Here is a 17,264-nt window from a genome sequence, read left to right on the forward strand (position 1 = left end):
AAGCTCATGGCGTTCTCCTTGTGTCGTCCACACTTCTGGCCTTTATGTCGTTCGCTCTGTTCGCTTTCGCGTCGTTCGCTTTCGACATGGCAAACACTACGGGACACCAGCGCCGGAAAAAGCCAATTCCGCTGAGACCTCGATGAATTGCGGCTGAGATGAGTTTTCAGGCGACAACGGGAACCAATGGAGAACTCACACAGGTTTTAATACGAAGAGGCGGCCCCGTCGGTGACGGGGCCGCCTCTTCGCTGTCTGCCGACAGGGTTACTGCACGATCGCGATCCGGTTCGCCGTCGGCGGGGCGATCGGGCCCGCGGCCGAGGAGTTGGCGAGCAGGTACTGCTCCAGGGCGCTCAGGTCGTCGACGCCGACCAGGTCGTTCGTGCCCTGGCCCAGCGTGGTGAAGCCGTCGCCGCCGCCCGCGAGGAAGCTGTTCGTGGAGACACGGTAGGTGGCGGCCGGGTCGATCGCCGCGCCGTTCAGCTTGATGGAGTCCGTGACGACACGGTCGGCGCCGCTCTTCGTCAGGTCCAGCGTGTACGTCAGGTTGGCGGACGGCTGAAGGATCTTCGGCGCGCTCGCGTTCGTCCCGCTCACCTGCTCCTTGAGGACCTGGATCAGCTGGGCGCCGGTGAAGTCCTGGAGGTTCACGGTGTTGGAGAACGGCTGGACGGTGAAGCCCTCGGCGTAGGTCACCACGCCGTCGCCCTCACTGCCCTTGGCCGCGTAGGTGAGGCCCGCCCGGACGCCGCCCGGGTTCATCAGCGCGAGGTCCGTCTCCGGGTCGAGCGCCTTGCCGTACCAGAGCTGGGCGTCCGCGATCAGGTCGCCCATCGGGGACTCGGTGCCCGTGCTGGGCACGTCCGCGGAGATGTAGCCGATCGCCCGGTTGCCGACAGGGGCCGCCAGGGTGTTCCACTTGGTGATCAGCTCGGTCATGTCCGGCGCCTTGGCGACGGTCCGGGTGACCACGTGGTTCGCCGACTTGACCGCCGTGCGCGCGATGTCACCGGTGAAGCGGTCGTACGTCAGCGTGGTGTCCGTGTACAGACGGCCGAAGGACGCGGCCGAGGTGACCGTGCGCGGCTTGCCCGACGGGTCCGGGATCGTGCACGCGTACGCGGCGTGCGTGTGGCCCGTCACCAGCGCGTCCACCGCGGGCGTGACGTTCTTCGCGATGTCGACGATCGGGCCGGAGATGCCGGCGCCCGCGCCCGCGGAGTCACAGTTGTAGTTGTAGGCGCCCGAGGCCGGCAGACCGCCCTCGTGGATCAGCGCCACGATCGACTTCACGCCCTGCTTCTGCAGCACCTTGGCGTACTTGTTGATCGTCTCGACCTCGTCCTTGAACTTCAGGCCCTTGACGCCCTCGGCGGACACCACACCCGGAGTGTCCTCCAGCGTCACGCCGATGAAGCCGATCTTGACGTCCTTCTTCTTCCAGACGAAGTACGGCTGGAGGATCGGCTTGCCGGACTTCTCGTTCAGGACGTTGGCCGCCAGGTACGGGAAGTCGGCCCCCTTGAACCTCTTGTCCGTGTAGCAGCCGGCCGTCGGGTGGCAGCCGCCGTTCTGGAGCCGGGCCAGCTCCTTGGCGCCCTCGTCGAACTCGTGGTTGCCGACCGACGTGACGTCCAGGTCGAGCTTGTTCAGCGCCTCGATGGTGGGTTCGTCGTGGAACAGACCCGAGATCAGCGGAGAGGCGCCGACCATGTCGCCGCCGGCCGCGGTGACCGAGTACGCGTTGTTCTTGCGGGCCTCGCGCAGGTGCGTGGCGAGGTACTCCACACCGCCCGCGTCGATCGTCTTCGTGGTGCCGTCCGCCTGGAGTTCCGTGACCCGGCCGGAGGAGCCGGACGGGGGCTCGAGGTTGCCGTGCAGGTCGTTGAAGGACAGCAACTGCACATCCTGGTAGCGGCTCGGCAGCGGCTTGGAGTGCTTGGCGTCATGGGCGTCCGCCGGGAGCGCGGCGGCCATCGCACCTGCGGTGGCGAGACCCGCGGCGGCGGCGAGAAGACGGTACGTACGACGTCTGCCGTTCGGATGCGGCTGGGAAGTGGCTGGCATGCGCCCCCCTGAGGTGTCTGCCTGTGGCGTCTGCGTCCCCCGGGCCCGACCGGCCCTGAGAGACGTATGAGGAAGTGGCCCCGTCCGGCGCAGCCTAGGGTCAACGCGCGTAGCGCGACAGGGGGTTCTTGGTTACATCCTGGTTTCCCTTTGTCCTCCGCTTACCCTCTGCTTTGCCTTTCCGGACGGCGGCCTTCCGCCTTTCCCCTTGCCGCCACTTTGTGCGGCCCGCCCCTTACCCTCGTACGCATGACCAGCGACGACATCGCACGGATCCCCGGCTCCCGATCCATCGAGACCCACTCCGAGCTCTCCCCCGAACAGACCGGGGCCGTCCTCGAACTGCTCGCGGAGGCCGCCCGGACGGACGGCCAGCAGGCGGTGTCCGAACAGGGCCGCCTACAGCTGCGCGGAGGCGCCCGCGAAGGCATCTCCCACCTGGTCCTCAACCTCGGCGACGAACTCGTCGGCTACGCCCAGCTGGAGGACACCGATCCGGTCGAGGCGCCCGCCGCCGAACTGGTCGTCCACCCCTCGCACCGCGGCCACGGACACGGCCGAGCGCTCGGCTCCGCCCTGCTCGCCGCCTCCGGCAAGCGGCTGCGGGTGTGGGCCCACGGCGGTCACTCCGCCGCCCGGCACCTCGCCCAGGTCCTGGGACTCGCCCTGTTCCGCGAACTGCGCCAGATGCGGCGGCCGTTGACCGACCTCGAGCTGCCCGAGCCGGTGCTGCCCGAGGGCGTGACCGTCCGTGCCTTCGTCCCCGGGAAGGACGACGCCGCCTGGCTCGCCGTCAACGCCGCCGCCTTCGCCCACCATCCCGAGCAGGGCTCCCTCACCCAGCGCGACCTCGACGCCCGCAGGTCCGAGCCCTGGTTCGACCCCGCCGGCTTCTTCCTCGCCTTCCGCGGCGAGCAGCTCGTCGGCTTCCACTGGACGAAGGTGCACGCCGAGGAGCAGCTCGGTGAGGTGTACGTCCTCGGTGTCGCCCCCGGCGCGCAGGGAGGCGGCCTCGGCAAGTCGCTCACGACGATCGGCCTGCGGCACCTCGCGGCGCAGGGCCTGCCCACGGCGATGCTGTACGTCGACGCCGACAACAAGGCCGCGGTGTCGGTGTACGAGAGGCTGGGGTTCATCACCCACGAGACGGACCTGATGTACCGAACGGAGACGTGAGCCGGGCAAGGGGAGCCGGGTTCTGGGGCCAGTCTGCGACCTGGGGGGTCTGCGAGACCTGCGGGACGTCAGGGCCTCGGGGCCTCCGGGCCGCAGGGCGCCAGCGGCGGCCTCGGGCTCATCCGGAGAGACTGCACCCGGTCGGGCTGAGCCGGTCCGACCCGTGTCTGCGGGGTCGGCCCCGCAGCGGCTCCGGTGTCCACAGCACGCTCAACGCGACCGTCGCCCCCAGCACCACCGCCCATCTCATCTGCGTCGCCGCCCAGTAGGGATCCTGGGACGCGCCGAGCAGGCCCCACCGGTTCGGGACCAGGACCGCCACCGCGGCCGCCGTCCCCAGCCAGATCGCCGCGCCCCTGCCCACCTCCGCCGTCTGTGTGAAGCGGACGGCGATCGTCGCGAGGGCGAGGGCGGCGCCGGCCATCCCCGCGGCCTCGAGCGTGGCCGGGCCGAGTGCGGGGCGGGTCGGGGCAGGGGTCAGGAGCAGGACCGCCGTCCACCACAGGGCCCACAGGGGGGCGACGACGGCCAGCCGCAGCACGGTGCGCCGCGGGCGGCCCACCGGTGTCGTCGCCGTGGTGTTGCGGGCCGGGTCGTCCAGCAGGAAGGCCAGACCCAGTGCGCCGGTGAGAGCGGTGAGGCGCAGGACCAGCCGCCCCAGTTCGGCGTCCGGAGCGTGGTCCGGCAGCCGGGTGGCGCCGGCGAGCAACAGGCCCAGCCCGCCGGCCATGGTCAGCGCCCGCCAGGGAAGGCTGCGCCACACCGGCGGCACCAGGGACCGCAGCAGGTCCGGCGGGACCCTCGTCGATTCCGCTCGCGCTACTCCCCGCACGGATCCGCCTCCTTCGGCACCTCGACGCCCAGCAGCTTCGCGGCCTGAGCGGTCGTCGTCTTCGCGGACGTCAGCTCCGTCCAGTGGGCCTTGACCCGGGCCGTCATCTCGGCACGCGGCTGGTCCAGCAGTTCCGTGATGACCGTCGTCTGCGCGCCCGACAGGCTCAGTCCGTTCGTCGGGGCCAGGACCACGCCCGAGCCGGTGGTGCTGTCGTCCAGCCGTACGTTCTGGAAGGTGGCCGTCGGGGTGGGGTCGTTGCCCAGGACCAGCCACATGATGGTCACCGCGCGGGCGTCGCACATCGGCTCGGTCGTCACGTCCTCCGAGCCCCCCACCAGGACCGTGGCGACACCGACCGCGAACTCGGGGACGCGGTTGCCGCCCCAGCGCGTGCCGACCGTCACCTCACCCGGAGTGGTGGAGGAGTCCAGGGCGCCGTCGATCTCCACTCCGCCGTCCGTGTAGATGCGCTGACGGACCGTCAGCCCGGTCTCCGCCGCCGCGCCGCCGGCCCCGGACCTGACCCGGTCGACGACCTCCGCCCAGTCGTCCCGTACACCGCTCCACTCGGGGAACGAGCAGTACGACGAGCCGTCGTGCGTCGTGCACGACTGGACCTTCTCCGGGGAGTGGGACGCCGTCCTGCGCGCCGCGTCCAGGGACGCCGTGTCGCGGGGGATCTGGCCGACCACACCTGCCGCGGTGGCCGCGAGGGCGAGCGCGGTCGCCGCCTTGACGGCTCGGGTACGGCCGCCGGCGACCAGCAGGGCCGCGCAGGTCAGCACGGCGCACAGGCCCGTCACGTACAGGGCGTGCCAGCCGGCCGGGCGGCCCAGCAGGTCGGAGGGGACCGGGTCGCCGCCGCTGGACGAGAAGAACTGGATCGGGTCGAGCCAGCCCACCCACTCCTGGCGGACGTCGATGAGTCCGGAGACCAGGATGCCGAGCACATACACGGCGATGACGAACAGTATGGGCACGAAGGAGGAGGGCAGCAGCCGGGCCAACAGCACGCCCGTGATGCCTGCCAGCAGGACGCTCAGCGGTCCGACGGCCAGCTCCCCGAAGGAGCCGTGGCCGATCGCCCCGGGCTTCAGCGCCTCCCGGGTGTACTCGGCCGCGACGACGAGCGCGGTGAGCCCCGCGTAGGGGATCACGGACAGCACATGGGCGAGGGTGCGCCGCCAGGGTTCCATGGCCAGAACCCCGAACTGCTGCACCGTGCCGTGCTTCCGCGAGCGCAGCGCGGCCGCGTTGGCGCAGATGAACAGGGCGAGGGCGAACAGCAGCGGCGCCGCCTGGGTGCGGCGGTCGATCGTGTTGAGGACGGGGAAGTCGTCCATGCCGTCCTTGCTCATCAGCCGCAGGGCGACGAGGACGACGTACAGGGCGAAGAAGAACAGCACCGGGATCTGCTGGAGCAGTTCGCGGGTCTCGAAGCGGGCGAGGGCGAGGACGGCGCCGGTGCGGCGGCCCTCGCGCGGCGGCTCGGTGAGCGTGGCGGGTTCCGGGATCGTCGGGGTCGTGGTGGTCACGCCGCCGCCTCCGCGCTCTCGCCGTCGAGGGCGAGCAGGTAGCCGTCCTCGAGGGTGGGCTCGAGGAGTGCGGCGCCGGTCGGCGGATCGCCGATGTTACGGAAGCTGCCGGTGCCGGTGCGCCAGCCCGCCAACGCGTTCGGGTCGCGTTCCGTGCCGCTCCAGACCCGGCCGGCCGCGCGGGCGGTCAGGTCGGCCGGGGTGCCCTCGAAGCGGACGCGGCCCTGGGCCAGCACCACGACGCGGTGGCAGAGCATCGCCACGTCCTCCGTCTGGTGGGTGGACAGCAGTACCGTGCGGCCCTCGCCGGCCTGGGCGATCAACTCGCGGAAGCGCATGCGCTGTTCGGGGTCGAGGCCGACGGTCGGCTCGTCCAGCACCAGGAAGCCGGGGTCGCCGACGAGCGCGGCGGCCAGGGCGACGCGCTGCCGCATGCCACCGGACAGCCGCTTGATGCGTGTGCCGCGCACCTCCGAGAGGTCGACGGCCTCCAGGACGCGCCGCACCTCGCGCAGCCGGGCGCCGCGGTCGGTCAGCTCCTTCAGGATGGCCACGTAGTCGACGAACTCGAAGGCCGTGAACTCCGGGTGGAAGCCGGGGGTCTGGGGCAGATAGCCGAGCGTGCGGCGCAGGGCTAGGCGGCCGGCCGCGGTGCCGGGGTCGTGCCCGAGGGCCGTGAACGCGCCCCCGTCGGGCGGCACGGCCGTGGCCAGCACCCGCAACAGGGTGGTCTTTCCTGCGCCGTTGGGGCCGAGCAGGCCGGTGACGCCGTGCGTCAGCCGCAGCGAGACGCCGTCGAGGGCGCGGGTCCCGCCGAACCGCAGGGTGAGGTCGGTGGCCGTCAGGTCGGCGGGGCCGGTGGAAGCGGTGGTCATGTGGAGCTCCTGGAAGTCCGGTGGGCGGGCGGGGCCGGGGCGGGGGCCGTGGGGGCGGCCGGCCGCGTCACACGGTCCCGCCGTCCGGGAAGCCGCCCAGCGGGCGCGCGTCGAAGCGGTCACGGGCCTGGTAGAGCAGGAGAGCGGCGAGGGCCGCCACGGCCGCCGCGGCCGACTGACCGGCCACCGTGAACGGGGCGAGCGTGTCGTGCGCGTGCTCCTGGCTCTTCGCCACCATCAGCAGCGTCACCCACGCGCCGCCGACCAGGGCGGGCGCGACGACCGGACCCAGCCGGGCGGTCAGCGCGAGTCCCGTCGTGATGAGGGCGAGGGCGGGCAGCAGCCAGGCCAGGGCCAGCAGCCCGTACCCCGGCAGCGCCAGCGTCGCCAGGCCGTTGAACGCCAGGCCCGCGGTGAGTACCGCGACCGTGCGGATCATCAGCAGCCGGAAGCCGTGCAGCGGGGCGACGACGGCCATCTCGTACGTCGGGTCCAGGGACGGGCCGTACGACAGGGCGACTCCGGCGAGCGGGAGCAGCGGGGCGAGCGCGAGGAACAGCGCGGGCTGATCCGCCACCCGCACCGCCAGCACCGTCATGACCAGGAGGAACAGCACCGACAGGAGCCAGGAGCGGCGCAGTACCGGGGTCGCCGTCAGCAGCCGCGCGGTGTGGTCTGCCACACCGAGCCGCACCAGCAGCCGCTCGAGCAGGCCCTGTCGCGGCGCGTCCAGTTCGGCGTCCAGCCGCTCCCAGCCGGCGTCCAGTGCGACGGGGTCGGTGGTCCCCGCGAGCCGGGCCCGGCACTGTGCGCACCCGGTGAGGTGGGTGTCGGCGGACCAGAGCAGCGGCGGCGTCAACTCGCCGTGCGCGTAGGCCCGCAGATCCTCTTCAGCAACGTGCCACGTCATGCCACGACCTCCCTCGACTGTCCGTCGCCCGCGCGCCCGCGCAGGTCCACTCCGCACACGTACCGCCTCATGCCAGCGCCTCCCGCAGTTGCTTGCGGGCACGCTGGGCCCGCGTCTTGACGGTGCCGGGCGGGATGCCGAGCAGAACGGCCGCCTCCCGGGTGGTGAGCCCGTCGATGACGGTCGCCTGGAGGACCGCCCGCAGCTCCGGCGAGAGGCGGGTGAGGGCCCCGGCGAGGTCCCCGTGCTCCACCCCCGCGAGCACGCGTTCCTCCGCCGAGGCCTCGTCGCGGTGGCGCAGCCGGTACAGCGCCTGGCGCAGTCGGCCGCGCGCCCCGTCCCCGCGCACGGCGTCGACCAGACGCCGTGAGCCGATGCGCCACAGCCAGCCGGCGGCGTCGTCGGAGAAGCCCTCCTGGCGGTGGCGGGCGGTTCCGCGCCACACCGCGAGGAAGGTCTCCTGCACGACGTCGTCGACTATCCCGGCGTCGGCGCAGCGGCCGCGCAGGCGCGCGGTCAGCCAGGGTGCGTACCGCCGGTACAGCTCCTCGAAGGCGTGACGGTCCCGGTCCGCCGCGATGGCCCGCAGCAGCTCCCCGTCGCTTCTCGTTTCGCTCACATCTCCTCATCGGACGGGCCCCGCCGATCGGTTCACGGTTCGCCGCACGATTTTTTCTTGACTTCACGCACCACCTTGCACCACCCTTTCACTACTCAATTAGTGAAAGGGTGGTTGTCCAGTGGTCGAATACCGCATCGACCGGCACAGCGGCGTGGCCACCTACGTCCAGATCGTCCAGCAGACGAAGCAGGCCCTGCGCCTGGGCGTGCTCGAGCCCGGCGACAAACTGCCCACCGCCCGCGAGGTCGTCGAGGCGACCGCCATCAACCCGAACACCGTGCTGAAGGCGTACCGCGAACTGGAGCGCGACGGGCTGGTGGAGGCCCGGCGCGGCGTCGGCACCTTCGTGCGGCGCGGGCTGAACACCACCCCCGCCGACTCGCCCCTGCGCGCGGAACTGGACGCCTGGGCCGTCCGGGCCCGGGAGGCCGCGCTGGACCGCGACGACGTGGCCGCGCTCTTCACCGCCGTACTCGACGAGCACTTCGCCGCACCGGACCCGAACGGCCGAACCGACCGGCACAGCCGAACCGACCCGCACGACCGGCACGACCGGCACGGCCTGAATCCTGGAGACCCCTCATGACCGACACCGCCATGGCGGCAACCGCGCTCGGCAAGCGCTTCGGCCGACGCGGGGGCTGGGCGCTGCGCGACTGCACGTTCCGCCTCCCCGCCGGGCGCGTCTGTGCCGTGGTAGGCCCCAACGGCGCGGGCAAGTCCACGCTCCTCGCCCTGGCCGCGGGCCTGCTGGCCCCCACCGAGGGCAGGGTCACCGTCCTCGGCACGGATCCCGCGTCCGCACGCGCGCGTGTCGCTTACGTCGCCCAGGACAAGCCGCTGTACCCCCAACTCTCCGTCGCCGAGACCCTGCGCGTGGGCGCCGACCTCAACCCGGGTCGCTGGGACGCCGAGACCGCCGAGCGGATCGTCTCCGCGGGCGATCTCGACCCCGGGAAGAAGATCCGCGCCCTCTCCGGCGGCCAGCGCACCCGCGTCGCGCTCGCCCTGGCCCTCGGCAAGCGGCCCGAGCTGCTCCTCCTCGACGAGCCGATGGCCGACCTCGACCCGCTGGCCCGGCACGAGCTGATGGGCACCCTGATGGCACGGGCGGCGCAGTACGGCACGACGATCGTGATGTCGTCGCACGTGGTCGCCGAGCTGGAGGACTCCTGCGACCACCTGCTGCTGGTCGGCGGCGGCCGGGTGCGCCTCGCCGGTGAGATCGACGACCTGCTCGCCGCCCACACGCGCGTGAGCACCACCGCGGACTCCGCCCGGCCCATCCCGCCGGGCGGCACTTCGGACGTCTCCCCGGACCTGGCCCCCCACACGGTCGTCGAGTCCCGGGTCACCGGCCGTCAGTTCACCGCCCTGGTGCGCCCCGCGGGCCCGCTCTCCGACGACTGGCGCACCTCGACGCCCTCCCTGGAGGAACTCGTCCTCGCCTATCTGCGCAACCCGCAGGCCGCCCCGCTCACCCCGGCCGAGCCCGAGGAGGCCGCCGTATGACCGACCTCGCCCCGTCGCCCACTCGCTCGGTGACCACCACGGCCGCCCCCGGTCCGGGCTGGCTGCTCCGTCTGCACCGGCCCGCCCTGTACATCTGGATCGGTGCCGTCGCCGTCCTCGCCGTCGGACTTCTGTGGCTGGGGGGTCCGCTGACCGACGCGTCGGCCGCGGCCTGGCGGGAGTACAACAAGGCCTGCAACGACGGCGGTTCCTGCCGCTACGACCAGGATTCGATCGTCCGCTACAAAGACGTGTACGCGTACACGACCGGCGCGCTGACCGCTCTCCCCTTCGTCGTCGCCGCCTGGGCGGGCGCCGCGCTGTTCGGCCGCGAGCTGGAGCACGGCACCGCGCAGCTCGCCTGGACGCAGAGCCTGTCCCCGACCCGCTGGCTGGCCACCAAGCTGATCGTGCCCGCGGTCCTGGTCACCGCGGGCACCGGCCTGCTGGTCGCGCTGCACCGCGTGATGTGGACGGCGGGCGACGGCCGCATCGACACCGCCGACTCCTGGTACGCCAACCTCACCCTGCACACCAACGGCCCCACCACCGTCGCCTTCGCCCTCACCGGCCTGGCCGGCGGCGCCCTCGCGGGCCTGCTGCTGCGCCGTACGCTGCCCGCGCTGGCGCTCGCTCTCGGCGTCGTCGGCGCCATACGAATCCTGGCCGACCTGGCCATGCCGCACCTGTGGCCGGCCGTCACCCAGGTCAGCAGCCTGGCCGACGGCTACCGGAGCTCGGGCCTCGGTGTCGACTCGGGCCTGGTCACCTCCACCGGCGCGCACATCGCCGACCCCGGCTGCGGGCCGACCGCCGTCCTCGGCGGCTGCGCGAAGGTCTACTCCGACCTCGACGCCACCGGCTTCTACACGACCTACCACCCGGAGTCCCACTTCTGGCCGCTCCAGCTGACTACGACCGCCCTCGTGCTGGCCGTGGCCGCCGCCCTCGCCGTGGCCGCGTTCGTCCTGCTCAGGCGCTCGACCGCGACCCCCGCGCGCGTCGGATCGGAGGCCGCCGTATGACCGCCGTCGCCGCCGGGGAGGCGCCCGCCGGACCGGCCCGCCGCAGCGGCGCGGACGGCCGTACCGCCTGGGGCACCGTCCGCACCGTGCTGCGCCTGCACCGCACCGCCCTCCTCGTCTGGACGAGCGCCGTACTGGCCCTGAGCGGCTGGCTGGTGTGGCTCACCGAGTTCGCCGCCAAGGAACAGCTCGCGGAGTGGGAGGCCTGTGAGCGTGCGGGCCAGGACCTGTGCGACATGACGATCGGCTGGGTCGGCTACAGCGAGTCGCTCGGCTGGATCGGCCTGCTGATCTCCTACTGCTTCCTCGGCGTCGCCGCCTTCGCGGGCGGCCCGCTGATCGGCCGCGAGCTGGAGAACGGCACCGCGCGCCTCGCCTGGGCCCAGGGCATCACCCCCGCCCGCTGGCTCACCGCCAAGCTCGCCGTCCCCGCGCTCGCCCTGACCGCCGGCGTCACCGTGCTGGTCCTGGTGTACCGCTGGGCCTGGGGCGCCCACCAGAACCTGACGTACAACGGGTGGATGGGCGACGACGCGTACCTGTCACGCGGCCCGGCCGGCCTCGCGTACGGCCTCTGCGCGCTCGCCTTCGGCGTGCTCACCGCGCTGCTGCTGCGTCGCGCACTGCCCGCACTGGCCGTCTCCGTCGCCACGACCGGGCTGCTCGCCTTCGTCGTGGCGCAGTACCGCGACTCCTTCTGGCCCGCCGTCACCCGCACCTCCACGACGGACGAGGTCGCCCTTCCGGAGAACACCTGGGACCTGGAGAACGGTGTGCTGATCCACGGACGGCGCACCCCGGACATCAGCTACTGGACCTGCGACGGCACAGCCGCGGAAGCACGGCGCTGCCTCGACGACCTGGGCATCACCGGCTCCTACACGACCTACCACCCCGAGTCGCACTACTGGCCGCTCCAGCTCGTGGAGACCGGCGTCGTCCTGACCGTCGCCGCCCTCGCCACCGCCGCCGCGTTCTTGCTCCTGCGCCGCCGCACGGCCATCGCCTCCGCGGCCTGATCCGGCCCCTTCCGGCCTCTTCCGGCCGCCGGACCCGGGGGGGGGGGGGGGGGGGGCGGGGGGGGGGGGGGGGGGGCGGCCCCCCCCCCCCCCCCCCCCGCGGCGCACCCCCCGCGGCCATCCCCAGCCGCACACCCCGCGGCACGCGCCCGCACACCGCGCGCAGCCCGAGCCCGCCGTGTGCGGGGCGTCCGTCCCACCGCCCACCGCCCGCCGCTCCACCACATCGACCCCCGCGAGCCGCCCCCCGATATCCCGCACGCCATGTCGCCGTAACCATCGGTTCAGACGACCTTGCGACGCTCGGCGAATGAAGCCCGCCGTGCCCGAGCCTTCGCCGCCTCCCGAGGGAAATCAGCCCCACGGAGGTCCCCACGCGATCCCGCCCGCACGTTCCGACGCGCCTGTCACGCTCCTGGCGCGGAAGAATGGGTCCATGAGCCAGTCAGACGCCCATGCCGAGATCCAGCACGCGCAGCCCTCCGTGGGATCCATAGCCGCGCACCGCCCCCACACCGTCTCCGCCGTGGTCTCCGACCTCGAGCCCGACATCGACGCCGACCTCGACACGTACGAGGAGGCGCCGTACGACGGCCCACAGCTGCCGCAGGGACGCTTCCTCGACCGGGAACGCAGCTGGCTCGCGTTCAACGAGCGCGTTCTGGAACTCGCCGAGGACCCGAACACACCCCTCCTCGAGCGGGCCAACTTCCTGGCCATCTTCGCCAGCAACCTGGACGAGTTCTTCATGGTCCGGGTGGCCGGTCTGAAGCGCCGTATCGCCACCGGGGTCGCCACCCGTTCGGCCTCCGGCCTCCAGCCGCGCGAGGTGCTGGAGATGATCTGGGCCCGCTCGCGCGAGCTCATGGCCCGGCACGCCGCGACCTACCACGAGGACATCGCCCCCGCCCTCGCGGAGGAGGGCATCCACCTGGTCCGCTGGGGCGAGCTGACGGAGAAGGAGCAGGCGCGCCTGTTCACGCTCTTCCGGCACCAGATCTTCCCGGTGCTGACCCCGCTCGCCGTCGACCCCGCGCACCCCTTCCCGTACATCTCGGGTCTCTCGCTCAACCTCGCGGTCGTCGTGCGCAACCCGGTCAGCGGCCACAAGCACTTCGCGCGCGTCAAGGTGCCGCCGCTGCTGTCCCGCTTCCTGGAGAGCTCCCCCGGCCGGTACGTCCCCATCGAGGACGTCATCGGCGCACACCTGGAGGAGCTCTTCCCGGGCATGGAGGTCCTGGAGCACCACGCCTTCCGGCTCACCCGCAACGAGGACCTCGAGGTCGAGGAGGACGACGCCGAGAACCTCCTCCAGGCCCTGGAGAAGGAGCTCATGCGGCGCCGCTTCGGGCCGCCGGTGCGGCTGGAGGTCGAGGAGTCGATCGACCGCGAGGTGCTCGACCTGCTGGTGCGCGAGCTGAAGATCAGCGAGGCCGAGGTCTACCCGCTGCCGGGCCCCCTCGACCTCACCGGTCTCTTCCGCATCAGCGGCCTCGACCGCCCCGAGCTGAAGTACAAGAAGTTCATCGCCGGCACCCACCGCGATCTCGCCGAGGTCGAGTCGGCGTCCCCGCCGGACATCTTCGCGGCCCTGCGCAGCCGGGACGTCCTGCTGCACCACCCGTACGACTCCTTCTCGACGTCCGTGCAGGCGTTCCTGGAGCAGGCGGCGCTGGACCCGGACGTCCTCGCCATCAAGCAGACCCTGTACCGGACCTCGGGCGACTCCCCGATAGTCGACGCGCTCATCGAGGCCGCCGAGTCCGGCAAGCAGGTCCTCGTCCTGGTCGAGATCAAGGCCCGCTTCGACGAGCACGCCAACATCAAGTGGGCGCGCAAGCTGGAGGAGGCCGGCTGCCACGTCGTCTACGGCCTCGTCGGCCTGAAGACGCACTGCAAGCTGTCGCTGGTGGTCCGTCAGGAAGGCGACACGCTACGGCGCTACTGCCACGTCGGCACCGGCAACTACCACCCGAAGACGGCCCGGCTCTACGAGGACCTCGGCCTGCTCACCGCCGACCCGCAGGTCGGCGCGGACCTCTCCGACCTCTTCAACCGGCTCTCCGGCTACTCCCGCCGCGAGACCTACCGCCGTCTCCTCGTCGCCCCAAAGTCCCTGCGTGACGGTCTGATCGCCCGCATCGACAAGGAGATCCAGCACCACCGCGCCGGACGGCCCGCGCACGTCCGCATCAAGGTCAACTCGATCGTCGACGAGGCCCTCATCGACTCCCTCTACCGCGCGTCCCAGGCGGGCGTGCCGGTCGACGTGTGGGTGCGCGGCATCTGCGCGGTGCGCCCGGGCGTGCCGGGCCTGTCGGACAACATCCGGGTCCGCTCCATCCTCGGCCGTTTCCTGGAGCACTCCCGGGTCTTCGGGTTCGGCAACGGCGGGGAGCCCGAGGTCTGGATCGGCAGCGCCGACATGATGCACCGCAACCTCGACCGCCGTATCGAGGCCCTGGTCAGGGTCACCGACCCGGCCCACCGGGCGACCCTGAACCGGTTCCTGGAAACAGGCATGTCCGACTCCACCGCCTCCTGGCACCTCGGCCCGGACGGCGAGTGGATCCGGCACTCGCACGACGCGGACGGCGCGCCCCTGCGCAACGTCCAGGAGATGCTCATAGACGCGCGGAGGCGCCGGCGTGGCACAGCGACACCATGACCTGACGGACCGCGCGGCCGGGCCCGTGACCACCGGGGACGCCCTCGCGGGCTATCTCCGGGGCCAGGCCACGGAGTTCCTCCGCGCGCTGCGCCTGCACCGGGAGACGGGCGGCGCCGTGTCGAACGGCTCGTCGAGCGCCTCCACGGGCGGTGCGGCGAGCGCGGAGGTGCGCGTCGACGCGGTGCGCGCCCTGCGCCGCTCGGCCCGTCGGATCAGCGGCAGCCTGCACACCTTCCGCCCGCTCCTCGAGCCCGAGTGGGCGGAGGGGATCCGCCCCGAACTGGCATGGCTGTCCGGCACGTTGGCCCTGGAGCAGGCGTACGGGGCCCGCCTGGAGCGGCTGCTGCTGGCGCTGAACCGGCTGTCGGGCTCGGCGCCGGTACCCAGCCAGCCGGCCGGTCCTGCGGGCCCGAACGCGGACGGCCGGGCCGCCGCCCACCCGGCGACCCCGGACCGCGGCAACCTCACCGTGGGCGCGGCGAAGGCGGGCGCGCTGCTGGACCGGCAGCTCACCCTCGCCCGCACCCGGGCCCACTCCACCGCCCTCCAGGCCCTCGGCTCCTCCCGCTTCCACGCCGTCGCCGACAAGGTCGCCGTCCTCGCCAGCGAGGTCCTGCTCACCTCCGCCGCCCCCGCCACCGATCTGCGCCCCCTGGCCAGGGCGGCCGAGGAACGCCTCGCCGACGCGGTCACCGCGCTGCCGCTCGTCACCGCGGGCAGCCCGTACAACGCGGAGGCCCTGACCCACGGCCTCTCCCCGGACCCGGCCCCGCACCCGCAGGACGCGCCCTGGCACCAGGTCCGGCTGCTGCTGCGGCTGCACCGCTACGCCTGCGAGGTCGTGCACGGCCGGAGCGCCCCGCTGGACGTCCGCCTGCTCGCGGCGGGCGAAGCCCTCGACCGGCACCGTGACGCCTCGGAGGCGTCCTCCGCCGCGGCCCAGGCGGCCCGCACCCCCCGTATCGCGCCCGCGACGGCGTACGCGCTCGGCGTGCTGCACGCCGACCAGAGGCATGAGGTGGAGGCGGCGCGGTACGCGTTCCAGCGGGCGTGGCAGAAGCAGACCATCGGCGCACCCTGACCGGACAGGTGGTGAGGACCAGGTGAGCACCGCGGACAACCTCGACGGCGTCCCCGTCCAGGCGGCGGGCTGTGTGCTGTGGCGCCGCTCTCCTGCGGACGGCGGGCTGGAGCTCTGTCTCGTCCACCGCCCCAAGTACGACGACTGGTCACACCCCAAGGGCAAGCTGAAACGTGACGAGGACCCGCTCGCGGCGGCCCTGCGGGAGGTCCAGGAGGAGACGGGCTACCGGGCCGCGCCCGGTACCCGGCTGCCGACCATGGACTACGAGGCGAACGGCCGCCCCAAGCAGGTCCGGTACTGGGCGGCCGAGGCGGTGTCCGGCGCGTTCGCCCCGAACGACGAGGTGGACCGTCTCCTCTGGCTCCCTCCGCCGGCCGCCCGCGACCGGCTCACCCAGCCGAGGGACCGCACGCTCGTGGACGCCCTGCTGCACGTCCTGCACCTGGCATAACGGGTGGGCGGAACCGGCCGGTCGCCGGAATCGCCTCGTGTCCTCGACGTAAGCGTTCCGTGACCTAACCGCACCGCCGCCAGGGGTTCACCCCCCGTTCACCCGCGCCCGTAGGCGCCTTCACCTGATCTGCCTAATTTCGGCCTTACGCGGTGCGGCGCGCGACCCGAGTGGTCGTGTCCGTGCCGAGCAGACTTCTGCATACTCCGCACGCCGCCGGATTCAGGACGGCGGCTCCTGGAAGGATCTTCCCCAAGTGAAGCTTCAGCGCATGAACCGGCGGGCTCTCTCCCTCGGTGCTCTCGCCGTCTCCGGCGCCCTGGCCCTCACGGCGTGCGGCTCCGACGACACCGGCTCCAGCAGCGGCAGCAGCTCCTCCGCCACCGCGGCCGCCGGATCCATCAAGTGTGACGACGCCAAGGGCCAGCTCCTCGCCGACGGCTCCTCCGCGCAGAAGAACGCGATCGACGCGTGGGTCAAGAACTTCACGCAGGCCTGCTCGGGCGTCCAGGTGAACTACAAGGGCTCCGGCTCGGGCGCCGGTGTCACCGCGTTCACGCAGGGCCAGGTCGCCTTCGCCGGCTCGGACTCCGCGCTCAAGCCGGAGGACGTCACCGCCTCCAAGTCGGTCTGCTCCGGCGGCCAGGGCATCGACCTGCCGATGGTGGCCGGCCCGATCGCCGTCGCCTTCAACGTCTCGGGCGTGGACAGCCTGACGCTGGACGCCGCGACGATCGCCAAGATCTTCGACGGCAAGATCACCAACTGGAACGACGCCGCGATCGCCAAGCTCAACCCCGACGCGACGCTGCCCGACCTGAAGATCCAGCCGTACCACCGCTCGGACGAGTCCGGCACCACGGACAACTTCACCAAGTACCTGATCGCCGCCACCCCGGACAACTGGAAGTACGAGGGCGGCAAGGCCTGGCAGGCCAAGGGCGGCCAGGCCGCGGCCGGCTCCTCCGGTGTCGCCCAGGGCGTCAAGCAGACCAACGGCGCCATCGGCTACATGGAGCTGTCGTACGCCAAGGACGGTCTGGGCACCGTCGCCGTCGACACGGGCGCCTCGGCCCCGGTCAAGGCCTCCTCCGACGGCGCCACCAAGGCCGTCGCCGCCGCGCAGGTCGTCGGCACCGGCAGCGACCTGTCGCTGAAGCTGGACTACAACACCAAGGCCGAGGGCGCCTACCCGCTCACCCTGGTCACGTACGAGATCGCCTGCGACAAGGGCAACAAGGCCGCCACCCTGCCGGCCACCAAGGCGTTCCTGCGCTACATCGCCAGCGAGGACGGCCAGGGCATCCTCTCGGGCATCGACTACGCGCCGATCCCCGACTCCATCATCGCCAAGGTCCGCACCACCATCGAGGGCCTGAGCTGATCCCAGTGGTGCGGTCCGGCGCCGGGGGAAACCCGGTCCGGACCGCACCCGTCCGGTGCACCGCCGCCAGGGGCCGACCACAACCCGGCCCCACC

General features: G+C 72.5%; 15 protein-coding genes. 9 read left to right on the forward strand and 6 right to left on the reverse strand.

Translation table 11 applies throughout. The annotated features are described in order from the left end of the window. Positions 1-267: 267 nt before the first annotated feature. Positions 268-2,070, reverse strand: coding sequence for a bifunctional metallophosphatase/5'-nucleotidase (locus ACIRPU_RS21210; protein WP_403869384.1), 1,803 nt, complete (start codon positions 2,068-2,070; stop codon positions 268-270). A gap of 249 nt (positions 2,071-2,319) precedes the next feature. Here ACIRPU_RS21210 and mshD point away from each other — a divergent pair, with 249 nt between their 5' ends. Then, on the forward strand, positions 2,320-3,246 hold the full coding sequence (mshD, locus tag ACIRPU_RS21215) for a mycothiol synthase (protein ID WP_403869387.1): 927 nt from the start codon (positions 2,320-2,322) through the stop codon (positions 3,244-3,246). A gap of 118 nt (positions 3,247-3,364) precedes the next feature. Here mshD and ACIRPU_RS21220 read toward each other — a convergent pair whose 3' ends face one another. The 5 genes from ACIRPU_RS21220 to ACIRPU_RS21240 all read right to left on the reverse strand — a co-directional run bounded on the left by ACIRPU_RS21220 (position 3,365) and on the right by ACIRPU_RS21240 (position 8,020). Beyond that, on the reverse strand, positions 3,365-4,078 hold the full coding sequence (locus ACIRPU_RS21220; RefSeq protein ID WP_403869390.1) for an ABC transporter: 714 nt from the start codon (positions 4,076-4,078) through the stop codon (positions 3,365-3,367). Beyond that, positions 4,066-5,616: an ABC transporter permease gene (locus ACIRPU_RS21225; protein ID WP_403869393.1), complete on the reverse strand. Its 1,551-nt coding sequence runs from the start codon at positions 5,614-5,616 to the stop codon at positions 4,066-4,068. Before ACIRPU_RS21225 ends, ACIRPU_RS21220 begins: the two co-directional genes overlap by 13 nt. Then, positions 5,613-6,491, reverse strand: coding sequence for an ABC transporter ATP-binding protein (locus ACIRPU_RS21230; protein WP_403869396.1), 879 nt, complete (start codon positions 6,489-6,491; stop codon positions 5,613-5,615). Before ACIRPU_RS21230 ends, ACIRPU_RS21225 begins: the two co-directional genes overlap by 4 nt. Positions 6,492-6,558: 67 nt before the next feature. Then, positions 6,559-7,401: a zf-HC2 domain-containing protein gene (locus ACIRPU_RS21235; protein WP_403869399.1), complete on the reverse strand. Its 843-nt coding sequence runs from the start codon at positions 7,399-7,401 to the stop codon at positions 6,559-6,561. Positions 7,402-7,468: 67 nt separating this feature from the next. Beyond that, complete coding sequence (locus ACIRPU_RS21240) at positions 7,469-8,020, reverse strand: RNA polymerase sigma factor (RefSeq protein ID WP_355706128.1); 552 nt, start codon at positions 8,018-8,020, stop codon at positions 7,469-7,471. 121 nt (positions 8,021-8,141) lie between these two features. Here ACIRPU_RS21240 and ACIRPU_RS21245 point away from each other — a divergent pair, with 121 nt between their 5' ends. The 8 genes from ACIRPU_RS21245 (at position 8,142) to pstS (ending at position 17,169) form a co-directional block, all read left to right on the forward strand. Next, a complete protein-coding gene (locus ACIRPU_RS21245) occupies positions 8,142-8,609 on the forward strand; it encodes a GntR family transcriptional regulator (RefSeq protein WP_403869402.1) in 468 nt (155 codons plus the stop codon). Next, positions 8,606-9,535: an ABC transporter ATP-binding protein gene (locus ACIRPU_RS21250; RefSeq protein WP_403869405.1), complete on the forward strand. Its 930-nt coding sequence runs from the start codon at positions 8,606-8,608 to the stop codon at positions 9,533-9,535. The genes ACIRPU_RS21245 and ACIRPU_RS21250 overlap by 4 nt, the downstream gene beginning before the upstream one ends. Continuing rightward, positions 9,532-10,560: an ABC transporter permease gene (locus ACIRPU_RS21255; RefSeq protein WP_403869408.1), complete on the forward strand. Its 1,029-nt coding sequence runs from the start codon at positions 9,532-9,534 to the stop codon at positions 10,558-10,560. The genes ACIRPU_RS21250 and ACIRPU_RS21255 overlap by 4 nt, the downstream gene beginning before the upstream one ends. After that, positions 10,557-11,579, forward strand: coding sequence for a hypothetical protein (locus tag ACIRPU_RS21260; protein WP_403869411.1), 1,023 nt, complete (start codon positions 10,557-10,559; stop codon positions 11,577-11,579). The genes ACIRPU_RS21255 and ACIRPU_RS21260 overlap by 4 nt, the downstream gene beginning before the upstream one ends. 310 nt (positions 11,580-11,889) lie before the next feature. Then, a complete protein-coding gene (locus ACIRPU_RS21265) occupies positions 11,890-14,247 on the forward strand; it encodes an RNA degradosome polyphosphate kinase (protein ID WP_403869414.1) in 2,358 nt (785 codons plus the stop codon). After that, positions 14,228-15,331 carry a CHAD domain-containing protein gene (locus tag ACIRPU_RS21270; RefSeq protein ID WP_403869417.1) on the forward strand — a complete coding sequence of 368 codons (1,104 nt, stop codon included), beginning with the start codon at positions 14,228-14,230 and terminating at the stop codon, positions 15,329-15,331. Before ACIRPU_RS21265 ends, ACIRPU_RS21270 begins: the two co-directional genes overlap by 20 nt. Before the next feature lie 22 nt (positions 15,332-15,353). After that, positions 15,354-15,785, forward strand: coding sequence for an NUDIX hydrolase (locus ACIRPU_RS21275; protein ID WP_355706137.1), 432 nt, complete (start codon positions 15,354-15,356; stop codon positions 15,783-15,785). Positions 15,786-16,041: 256 nt separating this feature from the next. Then, complete coding sequence (gene pstS, locus ACIRPU_RS21280) at positions 16,042-17,169, forward strand: phosphate ABC transporter substrate-binding protein PstS (RefSeq protein ID WP_355706138.1); 1,128 nt, start codon at positions 16,042-16,044, stop codon at positions 17,167-17,169. Positions 17,170-17,264 lie beyond the last annotated feature (95 nt).

The organism is Streptomyces sp. NPDC102259, assembly GCF_044766465.1.
Lineage (GTDB): Bacteria > Actinomycetota > Actinomycetes > Streptomycetales > Streptomycetaceae > Streptomyces.

Coding starts and splice junctions, on each gene's coding strand:
- mshD (WP_403869387.1), top strand. CDS start 2,320: ATGACCAGCGACGACATCGCACGGATCCCCGGCTCCCGATCCATCGAG.
- ACIRPU_RS21250 (WP_403869405.1), top strand. CDS start 8,606: ATGACCGACACCGCCATGGCGGCAACCGCGCTCGGCAAGCGCTTCGGC.
- ACIRPU_RS21235 (WP_403869399.1), bottom strand. CDS start 7,401: ATGACGTGGCACGTTGCTGAAGAGGATCTGCGGGCCTACGCGCACGGC.
- ACIRPU_RS21210 (WP_403869384.1), bottom strand. CDS start 2,070: ATGCCAGCCACTTCCCAGCCGCATCCGAACGGCAGACGTCGTACGTAC.
- ACIRPU_RS21255 (WP_403869408.1), top strand. CDS start 9,532: ATGACCGACCTCGCCCCGTCGCCCACTCGCTCGGTGACCACCACGGCC.
- ACIRPU_RS21230 (WP_403869396.1), bottom strand. CDS start 6,491: ATGACCACCGCTTCCACCGGCCCCGCCGACCTGACGGCCACCGACCTC.
- ACIRPU_RS21260 (WP_403869411.1), top strand. CDS start 10,557: ATGACCGCCGTCGCCGCCGGGGAGGCGCCCGCCGGACCGGCCCGCCGC.
- ACIRPU_RS21265 (WP_403869414.1), top strand. CDS start 11,890: ATGAAGCCCGCCGTGCCCGAGCCTTCGCCGCCTCCCGAGGGAAATCAG.